At 73.4% G+C, this 15089-nt stretch carries 15 protein-coding genes and 1 pseudogene; 12 read left to right on the top strand and 4 right to left on the bottom strand.

Features of this window, described 5'->3' with window-relative positions; all coding sequences use genetic code 11:
• Positions 1 to 1061 (bottom strand): hypothetical protein (locus HCJ92_RS15105; protein WP_167934112.1); only part of this gene is annotated, 1061 nt, incomplete at its 3' end.
• A 577-nt stretch (positions 1062 to 1638) separates the two neighbouring features.
• On the opposite strand from HCJ92_RS15105, the gene HCJ92_RS15100 reads away from it, so the two are divergent.
• The 9 genes from HCJ92_RS15100 to HCJ92_RS15060 all read left to right on the top strand — a co-directional run bounded on the left by HCJ92_RS15100 (position 1639) and on the right by HCJ92_RS15060 (position 10013).
• Entirely contained in the window at positions 1639 to 2925 is a 1287-nt protein-coding gene (locus HCJ92_RS15100; protein WP_245240889.1) for an ATP-binding protein, read from the top strand.
• Entirely contained in the window at positions 2922 to 3323 is a 402-nt protein-coding gene (locus HCJ92_RS15095; RefSeq protein WP_167934111.1) for a roadblock/LC7 domain-containing protein, read from the top strand. Before HCJ92_RS15100 ends, HCJ92_RS15095 begins: the two co-directional genes overlap by 4 nt.
• Before the next feature lie 2 nt (positions 3324 to 3325).
• Positions 3326 to 3691 (top strand): DUF742 domain-containing protein, encoded by a 366-nt coding sequence (locus HCJ92_RS15090; RefSeq protein WP_420824716.1) that lies wholly within the window; start codon positions 3326 to 3328, stop codon positions 3689 to 3691.
• Positions 3666 to 4256: a GTP-binding protein gene (locus HCJ92_RS15085; RefSeq protein WP_167934109.1), complete on the top strand. Its 591-nt coding sequence runs from the start codon at positions 3666 to 3668 to the stop codon at positions 4254 to 4256. The genes HCJ92_RS15090 and HCJ92_RS15085 overlap by 26 nt, the downstream gene beginning before the upstream one ends.
• 11 nt (positions 4257 to 4267) lie before the next feature.
• Positions 4268 to 5629, top strand: coding sequence for a cytochrome P450 (locus tag HCJ92_RS15080; protein ID WP_167934108.1), 1362 nt, complete (start codon positions 4268 to 4270; stop codon positions 5627 to 5629).
• A gap of 411 nt (positions 5630 to 6040) precedes the next feature.
• Positions 6041 to 7306: a cytochrome P450 gene (locus HCJ92_RS15075; protein WP_167934107.1), complete on the top strand. Its 1266-nt coding sequence runs from the start codon at positions 6041 to 6043 to the stop codon at positions 7304 to 7306.
• Positions 7307 to 7592: 286 nt separating this feature from the next.
• Positions 7593 to 8354, top strand: coding sequence for an enoyl-CoA hydratase-related protein (locus HCJ92_RS15070; RefSeq protein ID WP_167934106.1), 762 nt, complete (start codon positions 7593 to 7595; stop codon positions 8352 to 8354).
• A 102-nt stretch (positions 8355 to 8456) separates the two neighbouring features.
• The gene (locus HCJ92_RS15065) at positions 8457 to 8918 is read left to right on the top strand and encodes a hypothetical protein (protein WP_167934105.1); all 462 of its coding nucleotides are present in this window, start codon (positions 8457 to 8459) and stop codon (positions 8916 to 8918) included.
• Between the two features lie 108 nt (positions 8919 to 9026).
• The gene (locus HCJ92_RS15060) at positions 9027 to 10013 is read left to right on the top strand and encodes an aldo/keto reductase (RefSeq protein ID WP_167934104.1); all 987 of its coding nucleotides are present in this window, start codon (positions 9027 to 9029) and stop codon (positions 10011 to 10013) included.
• Positions 10014 to 10461: 448 nt separating this feature from the next.
• Here HCJ92_RS15060 and thpR read toward each other — a convergent pair whose 3' ends face one another.
• Positions 10462 to 11055 carry an RNA 2',3'-cyclic phosphodiesterase gene (thpR, locus tag HCJ92_RS15055; protein ID WP_167934103.1) on the bottom strand — a complete coding sequence of 198 codons (594 nt, stop codon included), beginning with the start codon at positions 11053 to 11055 and terminating at the stop codon, positions 10462 to 10464.
• A gap of 108 nt (positions 11056 to 11163) precedes the next feature.
• Here thpR and HCJ92_RS15050 point away from each other — a divergent pair, with 108 nt between their 5' ends.
• On the top strand, positions 11164 to 11670 hold the full coding sequence (locus HCJ92_RS15050; protein ID WP_167934102.1) for a GNAT family N-acetyltransferase: 507 nt from the start codon (positions 11164 to 11166) through the stop codon (positions 11668 to 11670).
• Between the two features lie 469 nt (positions 11671 to 12139).
• Here the strand turns inward: HCJ92_RS15050 and HCJ92_RS15045 are convergent.
• Positions 12140 to 13669, bottom strand: a pseudogene (locus tag HCJ92_RS15045) (MFS transporter); the annotation flags it as partial.
• 58 nt (positions 13670 to 13727) lie between these two features.
• Positions 13728 to 14171, bottom strand: coding sequence for a MarR family winged helix-turn-helix transcriptional regulator (locus HCJ92_RS15040; protein ID WP_167934101.1), 444 nt, complete (start codon positions 14169 to 14171; stop codon positions 13728 to 13730).
• Positions 14172 to 14340: 169 nt separating this feature from the next.
• Here HCJ92_RS15040 and HCJ92_RS15035 point away from each other — a divergent pair, with 169 nt between their 5' ends.
• Positions 14341 to 14541 carry a ribbon-helix-helix protein, CopG family gene (locus tag HCJ92_RS15035; RefSeq protein ID WP_167934100.1) on the top strand — a complete coding sequence of 67 codons (201 nt, stop codon included), beginning with the start codon at positions 14341 to 14343 and terminating at the stop codon, positions 14539 to 14541.
• Positions 14542 to 14719: 178 nt separating this feature from the next.
• A partial coding sequence (locus HCJ92_RS15030) for a DUF2530 domain-containing protein (protein ID WP_167934099.1) occupies positions 14720 to 15089 on the top strand: 370 nt, incomplete at its 3' end.

The raw sequence follows: 15089 nt of genomic DNA, 5'->3' as shown, positions 1-15089 counted from the left end.
CCGGCGGCCCTGGCGCGTGCCAGGGCGCCGAGCAGCACCACCGCGGCGAGGCCGATGCCCGCGTAGAGCGCCACGCGGCCGAGACCGGCGGGGAGACCGTCCTCACCGGACGAGTCCGGCGAGCGGCCCTCCGACCCGCCGTCGCCCTCCGCTCCCCCGGCGGCTTCCTGACGGGCGATCACGTCGTCGGGCCGCTGGTCCCCCTCCAGCTCCACCGGGGTGACGCGTGACTGCTCCCCCTCGCTGCCGAACATCAGGGTGGTGCCGTCCGGGGTGAAGGTGACCGACTCGCCCTGCGGCTGGAGCGGCACCCGCACCAGGCCGATCGGCTCTGGCTCACCCTCGGACCAGCGGAAGATCTCCGCGCCGAAGTAGCCGCGCAGGAGCAGTCGGGAGCCGTCGGGCGAGAACGCGCCGTCCGTCACCCACAGGTCGGTGTCGAACACGCGGGAGAAGGTGTTGACCCCCTCGGTCGTGAGCTGTTCCGGCTGGCGGTAGACCGCGCCCGAGCCGTCCCGCTTCTTGCTGGCCAGATGGACCAGGCCGCTCACGGGATCGACCATCAGCGCCTCGGCGTCCCGGGGCCCGTCGTCGTACTGAACGGTGTAGACGGTCGGGGTGAGGGCGGTGTCGGCGAGTTCGACGGGCTCGGCGAACCGGTAGATCCAGACGTGCGGCCAGCCGCCGTCGAGGTTGTCGCCGATGTCGCCCACGTAGAGGTCGCCGTCCGGGCCGAGATGAATGGCCTCGACGTCGCGGAACTCGACGCCCTGGAGGGTCACCGTGGCGACGGTCCGACCGGTCGCGCTGTCCACCCCGTAGATCTCGGGGGCGTAGTCGCTGTCGTTGTGCGTCCAGTAGACGCCCGGGTGGCGGTGGCTGGCCTGGAGCCCGCTGGACTCCAGGATGCGCGGGTCGTCGAGGACGAACTCCTCGTGCCCGCCGCCCTCCTGGGCGACCGCCGTCCCGACGGCCGTGCCCAGCAGCAGCGGACCGGCCACCGCGACGGTCAGCGCACCACGCCGCGTCGCGCGGCCCCAACGGATCCAGGTGACAGCCATGCAGTCAGCCTGCCACCCGCGGCGGCGCACGCCGCGGCCACCCACGGCCCGGGCGCCGCGGCGGCGCGCCGCACGGTCGCGCCGGGCCCGCACGCGGGCACCGACTTTCCGCCGGGCGGAATTTCGGGCAATTGCATGCAACCGCGAATGTACCGCAACAGCACCTGCACACGTCCGTTGCATCCCAGGGGGTGACGTGCACCACTTCTGAAACTAATGCATGGAGAAGGTGATTGGTGGAAAGAGAAGAGCTGGTTCCGTGCTCCTCACAGCCGTCCGTGGTGCTAGGCTCATGCCGCTCGCACGGCGGGCCGAGGGCGGGGGAACAAAGCCGGTCACCCCGAGGAGCTTGTTTATGCCGTCAGCAGGGCCGATCACGGTCGACCCTCCACTCAGCGCCGCACCGCGCCGCCTCGCGTGCCAACCCCGCGGGGTCGGCGCGATTCCGCCCGTGTCCGGGCGCCCCGCGGGCGCCACCGACGGCAGCCCCGGTCGGCCCGGTCGCCCAGGTCGGCCCTCGGTGCCGTAGCAGCGCCCTCGCGCCCCCACCAGACGGGAATCCTCCTAGAGAGCCTCCATGACTGCGTACATAGACGATCCAGTGTTCTGGGCGCTGGTCGCGGGCCTTACCGCGGCCGTGGCGCTAGCGATATCCAGCCATCGCAGAACGCGGCGCGCAAGGCGGGAGAAAGACCTCCTTGCCGAGCGCAACGACATTCTGGAAGAGCGTTTCGCAGAATCCGTGGAAGAGGCGCGGTCCCGCGCCGAACACGGCACGAAAACTGCACTCAAAACGGCGATGCGAACCCTTCAGGGACTCGCCAACGAGCAGCAGATCGCCATTTCTGGACTCCAGCGGAAATACGGCGACCAGCGCATTCTCCAGGACCTCCTGGACATCGACCACATGAACTCGCAGTTCGGGCGCCGCGCGCAGTCCATCGCGGTGCTCTGCGAGGGGTGGCTCGGGCGGCACAGGTCGGTCGCCTCCGTGTACGACGTGGTCCGCAGCGCCAAGGGCCGCGTGCGCCACTTCACCCGCGTCGAGATCCACTCGCAGGCCTCGTACGCCGTGATCAGCCAGGCCGTCGAGCCCGTCGCGCTCGCCCTCGCGGAGCTGCTCGACAACGCGACCAGCTACTCGGCGCCCGAGACCACCATCGACATCAACATCCGTGCGGTGCCCAAGGGCGTCTGCATCGTCATCGACGACGCGGGCGTGGGCATGAACGAGGAGGAGAAGACCCGGGCGGCCGAGCTGCTGAACAACCCGGTCTCCGGTGTGACCGGGCTGGGCAACCCGCCCCAGTTCGGCTTCGCCGTCATGGGCGTCCTCGCCGCGCGCTACGGCTTCACCGTCTCCGTCGACACCGCTTCGCCCTACGGCGGCGTCCGCGCCGTGGTGCTGCTGCCGCAGGAGTTGCTCACCGCCATGCCCGAACCACAGCCCGTGGGCCCCGCGGCCGTCTCCGAGACCGCCTCCGCGCCCGCACCGCTGCCGGGAGGTGCCGCGCCGGACCCGCTGGCGCCCTCCACTGCCGCGCACATGCCGCGGGCAGTTCCGCACGCAGGCCCTCGTCCCGTCCCCGACCCGCCGGGCGCCGTCCCGGTGGCGCGGCACGACGCGGCGCCGGGCCCCGGCCACGGCGAGGAGAGGCGCGAGCCCCGCGCGACGACGCGCGGTGGCCTTCCCAAGCGGCGGCGCCGCACTCCGATGACGATCGTCGGTCAGGACGGTCCGGCAGCCGACGAGGCGGCCCCCCGCTCCAACGAGGAGACGGCCTCCATCATGGGGGCCTTCCAGCGGGGTACACGGACGGGTCGTACGGCCGAAACAGACCCAGAAGGGCGTGAATTCAGGTGAACAACGATCTTTCGTGGATGCTGGACCGGGCACTGGAGGTCCCCGAGGCGCGGCACGCGCTGCTGGTCTCGGCGGACGGCCTGCTCATGGCCCGGTCGCGGGAGGTGGGCCGCGACGACGCCGACACGGTGGCCGCCGCCATGAGCGGCATGCAGTCACTGAGCCGGACGCTCTCCGGGTTCTCGGGCGGCGACGACATGAAGTGGCGTCAGACGCTGGTCGAATTCGACGGCGGCTGGGTGTTCCTGATATCCGCCGGTGCCGGCGCCTATCTCGCCGTGTCGGCCTCGCTCAACGTCGACATGGCCGACATCACGTTCCGGATGCAGCAGTTGGTCGGGCAGCTCGGAAAGGCCATGACCAGCCCGCCGCGCCAGAGCTCCGGAATTCCCTCATGACCATGGACGGCACGGGACACGAATCCGTGGACCTCGTGCGTCCATATGTGATCACTAATGGTCAAGAACTGCCCAAGGGTGACGAGTTCGAGCTGGTCACCCTCGTCACCGCCGCCGACGGCGGGGCCCGACGCGCCCAGCTCGATCCGGAGCGGCGCGCGCTGGTCGAGCTGTGCTGCGGCGGCTACCTCTCGGTCGCCGAGATCGCCGGCCACATCGGCCTGCCCATCGGGGTCATCCGGGTCCTCCTCTCCGACCTCGCCGGCAACGGCCAGATCACGACGCGGAACCCGGTACCCACGGCGCAGCTCACCGACATCCAGGTTCTGCAGGAGGTGCTGGATGGACTCCAGACTCGTTTCGGATGACCACACCTACCTTCCGGAACAGGTGAGGATCGCCGCCAAGATCCTCGTCGTGGGCCACTTCGCCGTGGGCAAGACGACGTTCATCGGGACGCTGTCCGAGATCCCGCCGCTGCGCACCGAGGAGACGATGACGCGGGCCGGGGCCCACATCGACGACCTCCGCGGCGTCCAGGGCAAGACCACCACCACGGTCGCCATGGACTTCGGACGGCTGACGCTCAGCGAGACCCTCGTGCTGTACCTGTTCGGCACCCCCGGGCAGCAGCGGTTCGTGCAGGTGTGGGAGGACATGGCCCGCGGGGCGCTCGGCGCCCTGCTCCTCGTCGACCCGCAGCGGCTGGAGGAGTCCTTCCCCGTCATGGACCTCGTCGAGAGCTACGGCATCCCCTACGCGGTGGGCGTCAACTACTTCGACGAGTCCGAGCGGCGGCCGGACGACGAACTCCGTGAGGCACTGGACCTGTTGCCCGACACCCCTGTGGTGGCCTGCGACGCGCGCGACGAGGCGTCCTCGGCCGGTGCCCTCATCACCCTCGTCAAGTACCTCCAGACACGCACCAGCTAGGAGCCTGCACCATGGACCGGCACACCGATCACACCTCCGCACCACCACCGGGATGCCCGGCACACACGCCGGTGCACCAGGGGGAGGGAGGACACGTGCCGCTGTACGGACCGGAGTTCGCCGCCGACCCGCACGGCTTCTACGAGGAGCTGCGCCGTTACGGTCCGGCCGCCCCGATCGAGGTGGCGCCCGGAGTGGGCGCCATGCTCGTCACGGACTACGCCGCCGCGCTGCGGGTGCTCCAGAGCCCCAAGGAGTACGGCAAGGACTCCCGGCGCTGGCGTGCCCTCAACGAGGGCCGCGTCCCCATGGACAGCCCGGCGATACCGATGATGGCCCACCGGCCCAACAGCCTGTTCTCCGACGGCGCGGAGCACCTCAGGCTGCGGCAGGCCATCACCGACAGCCTCTCCCGGGTCGACGCCCTGCTCCTCACCCGGCACGTGGAGCGCGTCTCCACGTACCTGGTGGAGCAGTTCGGCGAGCGCGGCGAGGCCGACCTGCTCAACGAGTACGCCAAGCTGACCTCGCTGCTGGTCTTCAACGAACTCTTCGGCTGTCCCGCGGAGATCGGCGACCAGCTCGTCTCGGGCATGTCCGGGATCTTCGACGGGGTCGACCCGGAGCGGTCCAACCAGGACATCCTGGAGAGCGTGTCGGCGCTGGTGGCGCACAAGCGCCGCAACCCCGGCGCCGACGTGACCTCGTGGCTGATGGCGCACCCGGCCGGCCTCACCGACGAGGAGATGATCCACCAGCTGGTGCTGCTGGGCGGCGCCGGCTCGGAGCCGACGCGCAACCTCATCGCCAACGGGCTGCTGCTGATCCTCTCCGACGAGCGGTACTACGGCGGGATGCACGGAGCGGGCCTGCTGGTGGAGGACGCGCTCGACGAGGTCCTGTGGAACGACCCGCCGCTGGCCAACTACGGCGTGCACTACCCGCTCCACGACACCGAGCTCGACGGGGTGCCGCTGGCAGCCGGCGAGCCCGTCGTCATCAGCTTCGCCGCGGCCAACACCGACCCGGCGCTGTCCGCGATGCGGCAGCGGCTCAGCAAGCGCGCCCACCTGGCGTGGAGCGCCGGACCCCACGCCTGCCCGGCGAAGGACCCGGCGCAGCTGATCTCGGTGACCGCCATCGAGAAGCTGATGAACCAGCTGCCGGACGTGGAGCTCGCCGTCCCTGTGGAGTCCCTGGCGTGGCGGCCGGGCATCTACCACCGGGCCCTGGCGAACCTCCCCGCCCGGTTCACCCCGCTGCCGCCCACCAGGCGGCCCGCCCCCGACGCCGCGACCCACACCGGCGGCCAGGGGCGGCACGCCGGCCGCCGCGGCGGCTGGTGGAGCGGGTTCCTCGACTGGTGGCGCTAGGACGTGCCGTCCGGGTCCGCGCGCCGCGCGGCTGAGGGAGGCGGTCGGTGCGCCGGTCCACGGCGGACCGCCGCCGACCCCGCCCGCACGCCGGCCGTAACGGCCGCCCGCCGCTCCGGGCGGCCGGAGGCCGCCGTGGGCCCGAACGACACGACCCGACGACCCCGCTCTCCGGGTGACCGGACGAACGGTCCCGGCCGAACCACGCGTGGCCGCGGTGGCCGGTTCGGGCATGTGCCGCCAGCGCATGCCCGAACCGCGGGCGGAGTGGCCGCTCCGTCTGAGCCCCCTCCACCGCTCCCACGACCGACAACCGATCAGAAGCGCGACGATCGACCGCCGGTCCCCGCACCTCGGGGGGCCGGCGGCGCTTCGTCGCCACGTGCACCATCGGAGTTGGAGGAATCCCCCGTGGCACCCGCCGCGCCGACGACCGCCGTCGGCACCCGCACCGTCGTCTCCCACCTCTCGCGCCTGCGCTCCCCCAAGGGCCAGGCCGACCCCTTCCCCCACTACCGGGACCTGCGCGAGCTGGGCCCGGTGCTGCCGACTCCCTGGGGCGGGCACCTCGTCACCCGGCACGCCCTGGTCGACTCCGTCATGCGCAGCCGCAAGTGGCGCACCACGGACACCGCGTGGAAGGAACGGCAGGAGAGCGACCGCTGGACCGGGTTCGCCCACCAGGAACTCAGCCGCACCCTCCAAGGCCTCAACACCCCGCACCACACGCGGCACCGGCGCTCCATAGGCAACGTCTTCGACCGGTCCACCCTCGCCGGCCTCCACGCGGTCGTCGCCGGCACCGTCGACGGTCTGCTGGACACACTCCAGGACCGCGTCGCGGAGGAGGGCGACGCCGACTTCGGCTCCCTCGTCGGGGACCAGCTGCCCATCGAGGTCATCGGCAGTTGGCTCGAACTCCCCCGGGCCGACTACCCGAGGCTCCTTTGGCTCACCCACGAGCACGTCGTCTGCCAGGAGTTGCTGCCCACCGCCACCGCCCTGGCCGGAGCGGACCGCGCCGCCGAGGGGCTGCGGGACTACTTCACCGAGATCATCCGCGACCGCCGCGCCCACCCCCGCGACGACGTCATCTCCGGCTGGCTGCGCACCTGGGACGCCATGGAGGCGGACCGGGAAGCCGCCGACGCCGCCGTCTTCTACCTGCTGATGTTCCTCTTCGTCGCCTCCGTGGAGACGACCGCCACTCTGATGCCGACCATGGTGCACCTGCTCGACCGGCACCGGGACCAGTGGCGCGCCGTCGTCGCCGACCCGGACCTCGCGCCGCAGGCGGTCGAGGAGGTCCTCCGCTACGACCCGCCGATCCACATGGCCGGTCGGGTCGCGGCCCGGGACACCGAACTCGCCGGTGTGATGATCCCCAAGGACGCCATGGTCCACCTGATGATCGGTTCCGCCAACCACGACCCCGACCACCACGAGGACCCCGGCACGTTCGACATCCACCGCACCGGCGAACGCATCAGCCTGCACCTGGCGTTCGGCGGCGGCGCGCACTTCTGCGTCGGCGCCGCACTGGCACGGCAGGAGGCCGGGCTGCTGCTCCGCGGCCTCGCCGAGCGGTTCCCCGGCCTCCACGTCACCTCACCGCCGCAGTACGCGCAGCGCGTGGCGTTCCGCCGACTCACGGGCATGCGCGTCAGCACCGGCTGACGCCGTGCGCTCCGCCCCGCACCGGGGCGGACGGCGCCCGGGAGCAGGCCCGGCGGGCAGCCCGCCGGGCGTCGGACGTCGCACGGCCTCGGAACCGCGCGACGCCCACCGCCGGGGCAGCCGCACCCGTGCCGGCGGGGGCTCCGCGTCACACCCGGTGCCCCCGCGCTTCCCACCCGGCCACCGGACACCCCCGCGACGACCCGGGGGCCCGCCGTGGCACCGCGCCGCGACCGCGGCCGAACTTCGCCACACCGGCGATCGAGACCTTTGAGGACCCAAGGGCGTGTACGGAGACTTCAAGACCCTGCTGACCAGCCGCGAGGGCCCGGTGGTACGGCTGTGCCTGAACATGCCGGAGACCGGCAACGCCGTCATCGGCACCATGCTCGACGAGATGCACACCGTGCTCACCGCCGTCGCCGACGACCCCGGCGTCCGCGTCCTGGTGCTCTCGGCGGCGGGCGGCGACTTCTGCCTCGGCGGCGACCGGCGCGAGTTCACCGAACTGATGGAACGCGACCCGGACGGCGTCGGCGTCCGGGTTCTGGGCGGCAAGGCGCGCCGGGTCTGCGACGCGCTCGCCGGCTGCCCGGCCGTCACCATCGCCCGGCTCCAGGGCGGCGTCATCGGCGCCGGCCTCGGGCTCGCCGTCTTCTGCGATCTCCGCGTCGGCGCGGACACCTCCCGCTACCGGCTACCCGAACTCGCTCTCGGTCTGCCCGCGTTGTGGGGCGGCGCCCTCTCCCGGCTCATCAGCGAGGCCGGGCCCGCCCGCGTCCGGGAACTGGTCCTCACCGGAGCGACCTTCGACGCGGCCCGCGCGCACGAGATCTCGGTGCTGCACCGGGTCGTCCCCGAGGCGGAGCTGGACGACGTCGTCGCCGGTTGGACCCGGCCGATCGTCCGCCGCTCCCCCGCCGCCCTGCGCGTCACCAAGTCGGCGTTCAACGCCTACGCGGGCGCCACCCGGCTGGCCGACGCCACGGTCCTCGACGGCGACCTGATGTCGGCCGTCATCGCCGCCCGCCACGCCGGAAGCCGCTGACGCCGCCGCCCCCGCTCACCCGGTGCCGGGGCGGGCCGGGGCCGGCCCGGCCCGTTCGGCCCGGCGGGCCGGGGCCGGGCGGGCCGGGGCTACGCTCGCGGCATGCGGAAGCGCGATCTCCTTCTCGTCCTCTTCGTCGCCGCGGTCCCACCCTGGCTGCTGGCGGCGCTGGTCGCCCTCGCCTGGCTGCGGCCGGGCGGCCCCGAGGGCGTTCTGATGCTCCAGCACGACCTGCTGGGGAGACCGTTCCTCGCGCTGCCGCTGGTGGTGGCCGCGACCGCCGGGGTGGTGATCGCGGCACTGTGGCGGCTGCGCGGCATCCGCTGGGACGACTGGTGGCTGGCCGCCGGGCTCACCGCCGGCCTCGCCTTCCTCGCCTGCGTGGCCGGGGGCGGACTGGCGGACGGCGAGTACGGAGCGGTGCTCGGCGCCTGGTGGGCCTCCCTCTCGGGCCACACCGTGTTCGTCTTCCTGCTCACGGCCCTGGTCTGGAGCCGGGTCGTGCACCGCCCGCCGGCCACGCAACGCGACGCCCTGGCCGAGTCCCCGGCGCCCAGCCGCTGACCGCGGGTCGCTGACACCGACCGCCGCTCACCCGACCGCACCGCTCCCCGCCCGCCCCCGGCGCGACCACCCCTTGCAGGCGCGCGGTCCGACGGGTTGGCTGACGGTATGAAGTACACACAGCTGGGACGCACCGGGCTCAAGGTCAGCCGCCTCGTACTGGGAACGATGAACTTCGGTGTCCACACCGAGGAGGCCGACAGCCACGACGTGATGGACGCCGCGCTCGACGCGGGCATCAACTTCTTCGACACCGCCAACGTGTACGGGTGGGGTGAGAACAAGGGCCGCACCGAGGAGATCCTCGGGACCTGGTTCGCCCGCGGCGGCGGCCGGCGGGAGCGCACGGTGCTCGCCACCAAGTGCTACGGGTCGATGCAGCTGGACGACTCCCCCGTCTGGCCGAACAACGACAAGCTCTCCGCACTCAACATCCGCCGGGCGGTGGACGCCAGCCTGAAGCGGCTGCAGACCGACCACATCGACCTCTTCCAGTTCCACCACGTGGACCGGGCCACCCCGTGGGAGGAGATCTGGCAGGCGGTGGACGTCCTGGTCCAGCAGGGGAAGATCCTCTACGTCGGTTCCTCCAACCACGCCGGGTGGAACATCGCGCAGGCCAACGAGACGGCTGCCCGGCGCGGCTCGCTCGGACTGGTCAGCGAGCAGTGCCTGTACAACCTGACGGAGCGGCGCGCCGAGATGGAGGTCATCCCGGCGGCGAACGCCTACGGCCTGGGAGTCATCCCGTGGTCGCCGCTCGGCAGCGGTCTCCTCGGCGGGGTGCTGCGCAAGGAGCGCGAGGGCGGCGTCGGTGCACGCTCCGGCCGGGCGCTGGAGAACAGCGCGCTGCGCGACAAGCTCCAGGCGTACGAGGACCTGCTCGACACGTACGGGCTGGCGCCGGGCGAGGTGGCGCTGGCGTGGTTGCTGACGCGGCCCGGTGTCACCGGACCGATCGTCGGGCCGCGGGTCGCCGACCATCTGGACTCGGCGCTGCGCGCGGTCGAGCTGGAGCTGACCGAGGAGCTGCTGGCCTCGCTGGACGAGATCTTCCCCGGTCCCGGCCCCTCCCCGGAGGCGTTCGCCTGGTGACCCGGACCGAGTGACGGCGTGCGGTCACGGCCCCGTGGGGCCGTGGCCCCACGGGGTTCGGCCCGGACGCGTCCGCCGGACCGGGCCGGGTTCACGAAAGGCGCCCGTCCGCAGCCGACGCGCGGCGGAACGGGTGGGTACGGCATCCCACGCAGGTGCGGGCCCGGGGCGTAGCCCCTCACGGGCGGGTGTCAGCGGCCGATCGCGCCCACGATGGCGACGACGGCGAACAGCAGCACCAGGGCGCCGCTCACGATGCGGGTCCTCGTCTTGGCATCCACACCCCAAAGGTAACCGGGGCGCGACCGGTGCGGTTCACCGGTGCCCGCGGCAGGCGCCCCCTGCCCCTGCCGCCCGTGCACGGCCGTGCTCGTGCGTCGCCGTCCCGACAGGTCAGCCAGGTCAGGCCGGTCGAGCGGCCCAGGTCCGCCGGTCCCGGGCCGGGCCGTCAGGCCGGGGCCGTGGCCGGTCCACCCAGCGGCCAGGAGGCGACGGTCGTGTAGCGGGCCGCCCCCGGCTGCGGCGCGGTGCCGGGCGGCGGCGCGGTGAGCAGCACCAGCCGCCGGACGCGCCAGGGAGTCGGGGCCACGTCGGCGAGCGCCGACTCCAGGGGCGCCAGCGGCAGCGGGGGGCGTCCCGCGCGGGCGAGGGTGAGGTGCGGGACGTAGCTGCGGCCGTCTGCCGGATCAGCCGCGCCGGGCGTGGCCGAGCCCGCCGAGCGGGCCGCGGCGGCCAGCGCGGTGATCTCCTCCCGGCCGGCGCCGAGGCCGAGCCACAGCACGCGGTCGGCGAAGCGCCCCGCCCCGCACAGCGCCAGGGGGAAGGGGGCGCTCGCCGTGGCCACCGCGGCGAGCCGCTGCCGCAGCGGACCGACGGCCTCCGGTGAGGTCGGTCCGTAGTAGGCGAGCGTCAGGTGCCGGTCGCGCGGGTCGGACCAGCGCAGCCGGTCGGCCCCGGGCAGCCCCGCGGTGGCGGCTGCGATCTCGGCGACGATCTCGGCGACGACCGCCGGGGGCGGCAGGACGGCGGCGAAGAGGATCACCGCACCATCATGCCGCGGCGTGCGCGCGGGGCGCGGGCGCTCCGGGGCGCTCCCCCGGCCGCCGAGGCCGTCTGCCGCCAACGCCCCGCCGCGCCTACGATGCGCGGCATGCGAATTCGACGCGGCGGGGCGGACGACGTCCCGGTGGCGCTGGCGATGCTCGACAGCTCGGTCGCGTGGCTGGCCGACCGGGGGCGGACCGGGCAGTGGGGCACCGAGCCGTGGTCCGCCCGGCCGAACGCGGTCCGCCGGGTCACCGAGATGGTGACCGAGGGCGACACCTGGGTGGCAGAGCCGGACGGGCCGGGTGCCCCGGCGGGGACGCTGGTACTGGGCAGCGGGCCGCACTACTACGTGGAGCCGGTGGACGAACCGGAGCGCTACGTGCGGCTGCTGGTCACCGACCGGGCGTTCGCGGGCCGGGGCGTGGGGGCGGCGCTCCTGGACCACGCGGTGGCGGAGACCCGGCGGGCCGGGGTGGAGCTGCTGCGGGTGGACTGCTACGCGGGCGACGACGGCCGGTTGATGGCCTACTACCGCTCGCAGGGGTTCACCCCGGTCGGGCCGTTCACCGTCCGGGACTGGCCCGGCATGCTGCTCGCGCGGCGCCTCTGACACGACGGGGCGTGGCGGGCCTGCGGCACCCGGTGGGCGGGGTGGTGGCGTCGCACGCCACCGGTCGGTGACGCGACCGTGCCCCGGCGTCCGCAACCTTCTGGGCGGACGCCGGGGCACGTGCTCACACGTTCCGACCGGGCGGTCGTGGCGGTCAGCGCCGGGCGCCGACCCGCCGTTCCGCGTCGGCGGGGTCGGGGTCGGAGGCGTCGTCGTGGCCATCGGCGGCGTCGCCGTCCCGGGCACCGGCGCGCCGCTCGGACGCGGCGGGCCGTTCGGGGGTGCGCTCGACGCCGTCCTCCGTACCGCCGTCCGTACCGCCGTCCGTCCCGGCGGTCGCCGGGTCGGTGGCGGGGGCGGCGGTCGCCGGGTCGGTGGCGGGGGCGCCACCGGGCGAACCGGTGCCGTCACCGGCCGGAACGGTCGAGGCGTCGGAGACGGCGGCATCCGCCGCCTCGGGGTCCTTCACCGGGCGTCGCGGCACGAAGGCGAGCAGCGGCTCGCCGCGGCGCAGCCGGACCTGGAGCCGGAGGCCGCCGACGCGTCCCAGCGCCATGGCGACACCGAGTGCGGCGGTGGCGCAGATCGCGCCCGCGAGGACGAGAGCGACGCGCGGCCCGTAGCTGTCGGTCAGCCAGCCCATGAGCGGCCCGCCGAAGGGGGTGCCGCCGAGGAAGACCATCATGTAGAGGCTGATGACGCGGCCTCGCATCGCCGGGTCGCTCGCCAGCTGGAGGCTGGTGTTGCCGCTGATCATGAACGTCATGCCGACCAGTCCGGTGGGGATCAGCAGGGCGCCGAAGACCCAGAGCGTCGGCGCTCCGGCGAGCACCATCAGCAACGTGCCGAAGAGTCCCGCCGAGGCGACGGTCCAGCGGGTACGGCTGGCGCCCCAGCGTGCCGCGATGAGCGCTCCGGTGAGTGACCCGACCGCCATCAGGGCGTTGAGGACACCGTAGGTGCCGGCGCCCGCGTCGAAGATGCGGTCGGTGAAGGCGACCACCCAGATGGGGAAGTTGAAGCCGAAGGAGCCGATGAACCCCACCAGCACGATCGGCCAGAGCAGTTCGGGACGACTGCCGACGTACCGCAGTCCTTCGCGTAGTTGGCCCTTGGAACGCGGCGCGCGCTCGGCGGGGTTGAGATCCGCGGTGCGCATCAGCAGCAGGCCGACGACGGGCGCGATGAAGGAGAGGCCGTTGAAGAGGAAGGCGTAGCCGCTGCCGACCGCGGTGATCAGGACGCCCGCCACGGCGGGGCCGACGATGCGCGCGGTCTGGAAGTTCGCGGAGTTGAGCGAGACCGCGTTGCGCAGCAGGCCGGGGCCGACCATGTCGGAGACGAAGGTCTGCCGGGCCGGGTTGTCGAGCACGGTGACGACGCCGAGGATGAAGGCGAGCGCGTAGACGTGGGCGACCTCGACGTTGCCGGAGAGCGTGAGGGCGGCGAGCACGAGGCCGGTGACGCCCATGGACGCCTGGGTGCAGATCAGCAGCTTGCGCTTGTCGACCCGGTCGGCGAGGACGCCGCCGTAGAGGCCGAAGAGCAGCATGGGCAGGAACTGCAGGGCGATGGTCATGCCCACCGCGGCGGCGGAGCCGGTGAGGGTGTGGACCAGCCAGTCCTGGGCGATGCGCTGCATCCAGGTGCCGGTGTTGGAGACGACCGCGCCCATGAAGAAGATCCGGTAGTTGTGGATCTTCAGGGAGGCGAAGGTGCCGACCTTGGCGGTCTCGGCCGCCTCGCGTTCGCGTGAGGCGTGGGCGGCCTCCCGGGCGCGTTCCTCGGGGCCGTCCGGGTCTCCGCCCCCGGCTCCCGTGGTGCCGTCGTCCGGCGCAGCGGCGGCCGCCGCGCCGGGGGCGGGGGCTCCCGCTTCCGGCGCGCGGGCCGCCGGGGCGTCGGCGGCGGTTCCTTCGGGGGTGCCGCGGTGGGCGGCGGGGGTTCGGTTCGGGTGCTGGCTCGGATCGGGGGCGGACGAGGGTCCGGTTCCCGGACTCAAGAGGTCTCTCTTTCCGCGCCGGTTGGTCGGCGCCGGTGCGCTGTTCTTGCGGGTGCTCCTACAGGTGCGCGAGTTTGTGCAGTACCGGGGCGGCGGTGCGGAGGGTCTCCCACTCCTCCTCGGTGAGGCGGCCTGCCAGCTCCGTCAGCCAGGCGTTGCTCTGGCTGCGGCTCGCTTCGAGCATGGCTTCGGCCTGTTCGGTGGCGGTGACGGTCTTCTGGCGGCGGTCCTCCGGGTGCGGCTCCAGCCGTACCAGCCCGCGTTCCTGGAGCTGTCCGACGATCCGCGTCATGGACGGCGGCTGGACGTGCTCCTTGCGAGCCAGCTCCCCGGGCGTCATGGCGCCGCAGCGGTGGAGGGTGCCGAGGGCGGAGAGTTCCGCGAGACCGAGCGACCGGTCGACCCGCTGGTGCCGGATCCTGCGGGCGAGTCGCATCACCCCGACGCGCAGTGTGTTGACGGCGGCGGTGTCCTGTGGGCTCACGCCCGGTGTTTCCGGCATGTCTCCCAGCCTAGCTCATTAGCTTGCCTAACGAACTACAATTCCCACGGACACGCCCTTCGAGTGACCGCCCCCACAGCGCGCCCACCGCGACGCGCGACTCACCCGTTCGAGTGAGCCCGGCGGGGAAGGCTTCACCTCCCCCGGCCGCTGCGCCGACCGTGGGTACATGACATCGCGAGTGCTGAGCCTCCGCCTGGACGGGGAGCTGACCGACCGGCTGACCGGGCACGCCGCCCGCCGCGGCATGACCCTCCAGGAGTACGTGGCCGGCGTCCTCGTCCGCGAGGACTTCGACGAGCGGTTCCGCGACGCGGTGGAACGCACCGAGCGGTTCGACGGCCGGGGCGAGGTCGGCCAGGACGTCTGACCCGACGCCGCCGGGCCGCACCGCGGCGCGGGCCGGCCCGGCGGGCCCGCACCCCGGCGGAACTACCGGGCCGACTAGGCTTGCCCGAAAGGGCCCGGAGCGCCCGGCAGCAGCGGCGGTCACCGCCGCGCGCCGCGCGGATTCGGGGCGGGAAGCGGGCGGAAGGCAGGGCGGACGGATGCGCTGGAGCGACCTGACCAGCGGCAAGCGGCAGGCTCCCCCGCCGCTGGAGGGGCCCGTCGCGCTGGTCGTCGGCATCGGCACCGGCCTCTGGGCGGTGGCCTTCCTCGCACAGCTGCCGTTCTGGTCCCGCTACGCCGAGGACGGCCGAACCGGCTGGATCTGGACCTGCCTCGTCGGCGTCGGGCTGGGCCTCTTCGGCCTCTGGTTCAACGGCCGCCGCGAGGCGGCGATCCGCAGGGACGCCGAACGTGCGGCGTCCGGCACTGCCGACTCCTCGGCCACGACCGCCGGGAACGGCGACCCCCGGGGCGTCGCGGGGGTGTCCGGTGGCCGGGTGGGAAGCGCGGGGGCACCGGGTGTGACGC

This window comes from Streptomyces spiramenti (assembly GCF_012034385.1).
GTDB classification, from domain to species: domain Bacteria; phylum Actinomycetota; class Actinomycetes; order Streptomycetales; family Streptomycetaceae; genus Streptomyces; species Streptomyces spiramenti.
Note: the sequence above shows the minus strand (reverse complement) of the source record. Positions and strands in the feature narration are given on the sequence as shown.

Excerpts from the sequence above, each read along its gene's own strand:
- HCJ92_RS15100 (WP_245240889.1), top strand. The coding sequence starts at position 1,639 with ATGACTGCGTACATAGACGATCCAGTGTTCTGGGCGCTGGTCGCGGGC.
- HCJ92_RS15090 (WP_420824716.1), top strand. The coding sequence starts at position 3,326 with ATGGACGGCACGGGACACGAATCCGTGGACCTCGTGCGTCCATATGTG.
- HCJ92_RS15085 (WP_167934109.1), top strand. The coding sequence starts at position 3,666 with ATGGACTCCAGACTCGTTTCGGATGACCACACCTACCTTCCGGAACAG.
- HCJ92_RS15080 (WP_167934108.1), top strand. The coding sequence starts at position 4,268 with ATGGACCGGCACACCGATCACACCTCCGCACCACCACCGGGATGCCCG.
- HCJ92_RS15065 (WP_167934105.1), top strand. The coding sequence starts at position 8,457 with ATGCGGAAGCGCGATCTCCTTCTCGTCCTCTTCGTCGCCGCGGTCCCA.
- HCJ92_RS15060 (WP_167934104.1), top strand. The coding sequence starts at position 9,027 with ATGAAGTACACACAGCTGGGACGCACCGGGCTCAAGGTCAGCCGCCTC.
- HCJ92_RS15050 (WP_167934102.1), top strand. The coding sequence starts at position 11,164 with ATGCGAATTCGACGCGGCGGGGCGGACGACGTCCCGGTGGCGCTGGCG.
- HCJ92_RS15040 (WP_167934101.1), bottom strand. The coding sequence starts at position 14,171 with ATGCCGGAAACACCGGGCGTGAGCCCACAGGACACCGCCGCCGTCAAC.
- HCJ92_RS15035 (WP_167934100.1), top strand. The coding sequence starts at position 14,341 with ATGACATCGCGAGTGCTGAGCCTCCGCCTGGACGGGGAGCTGACCGAC.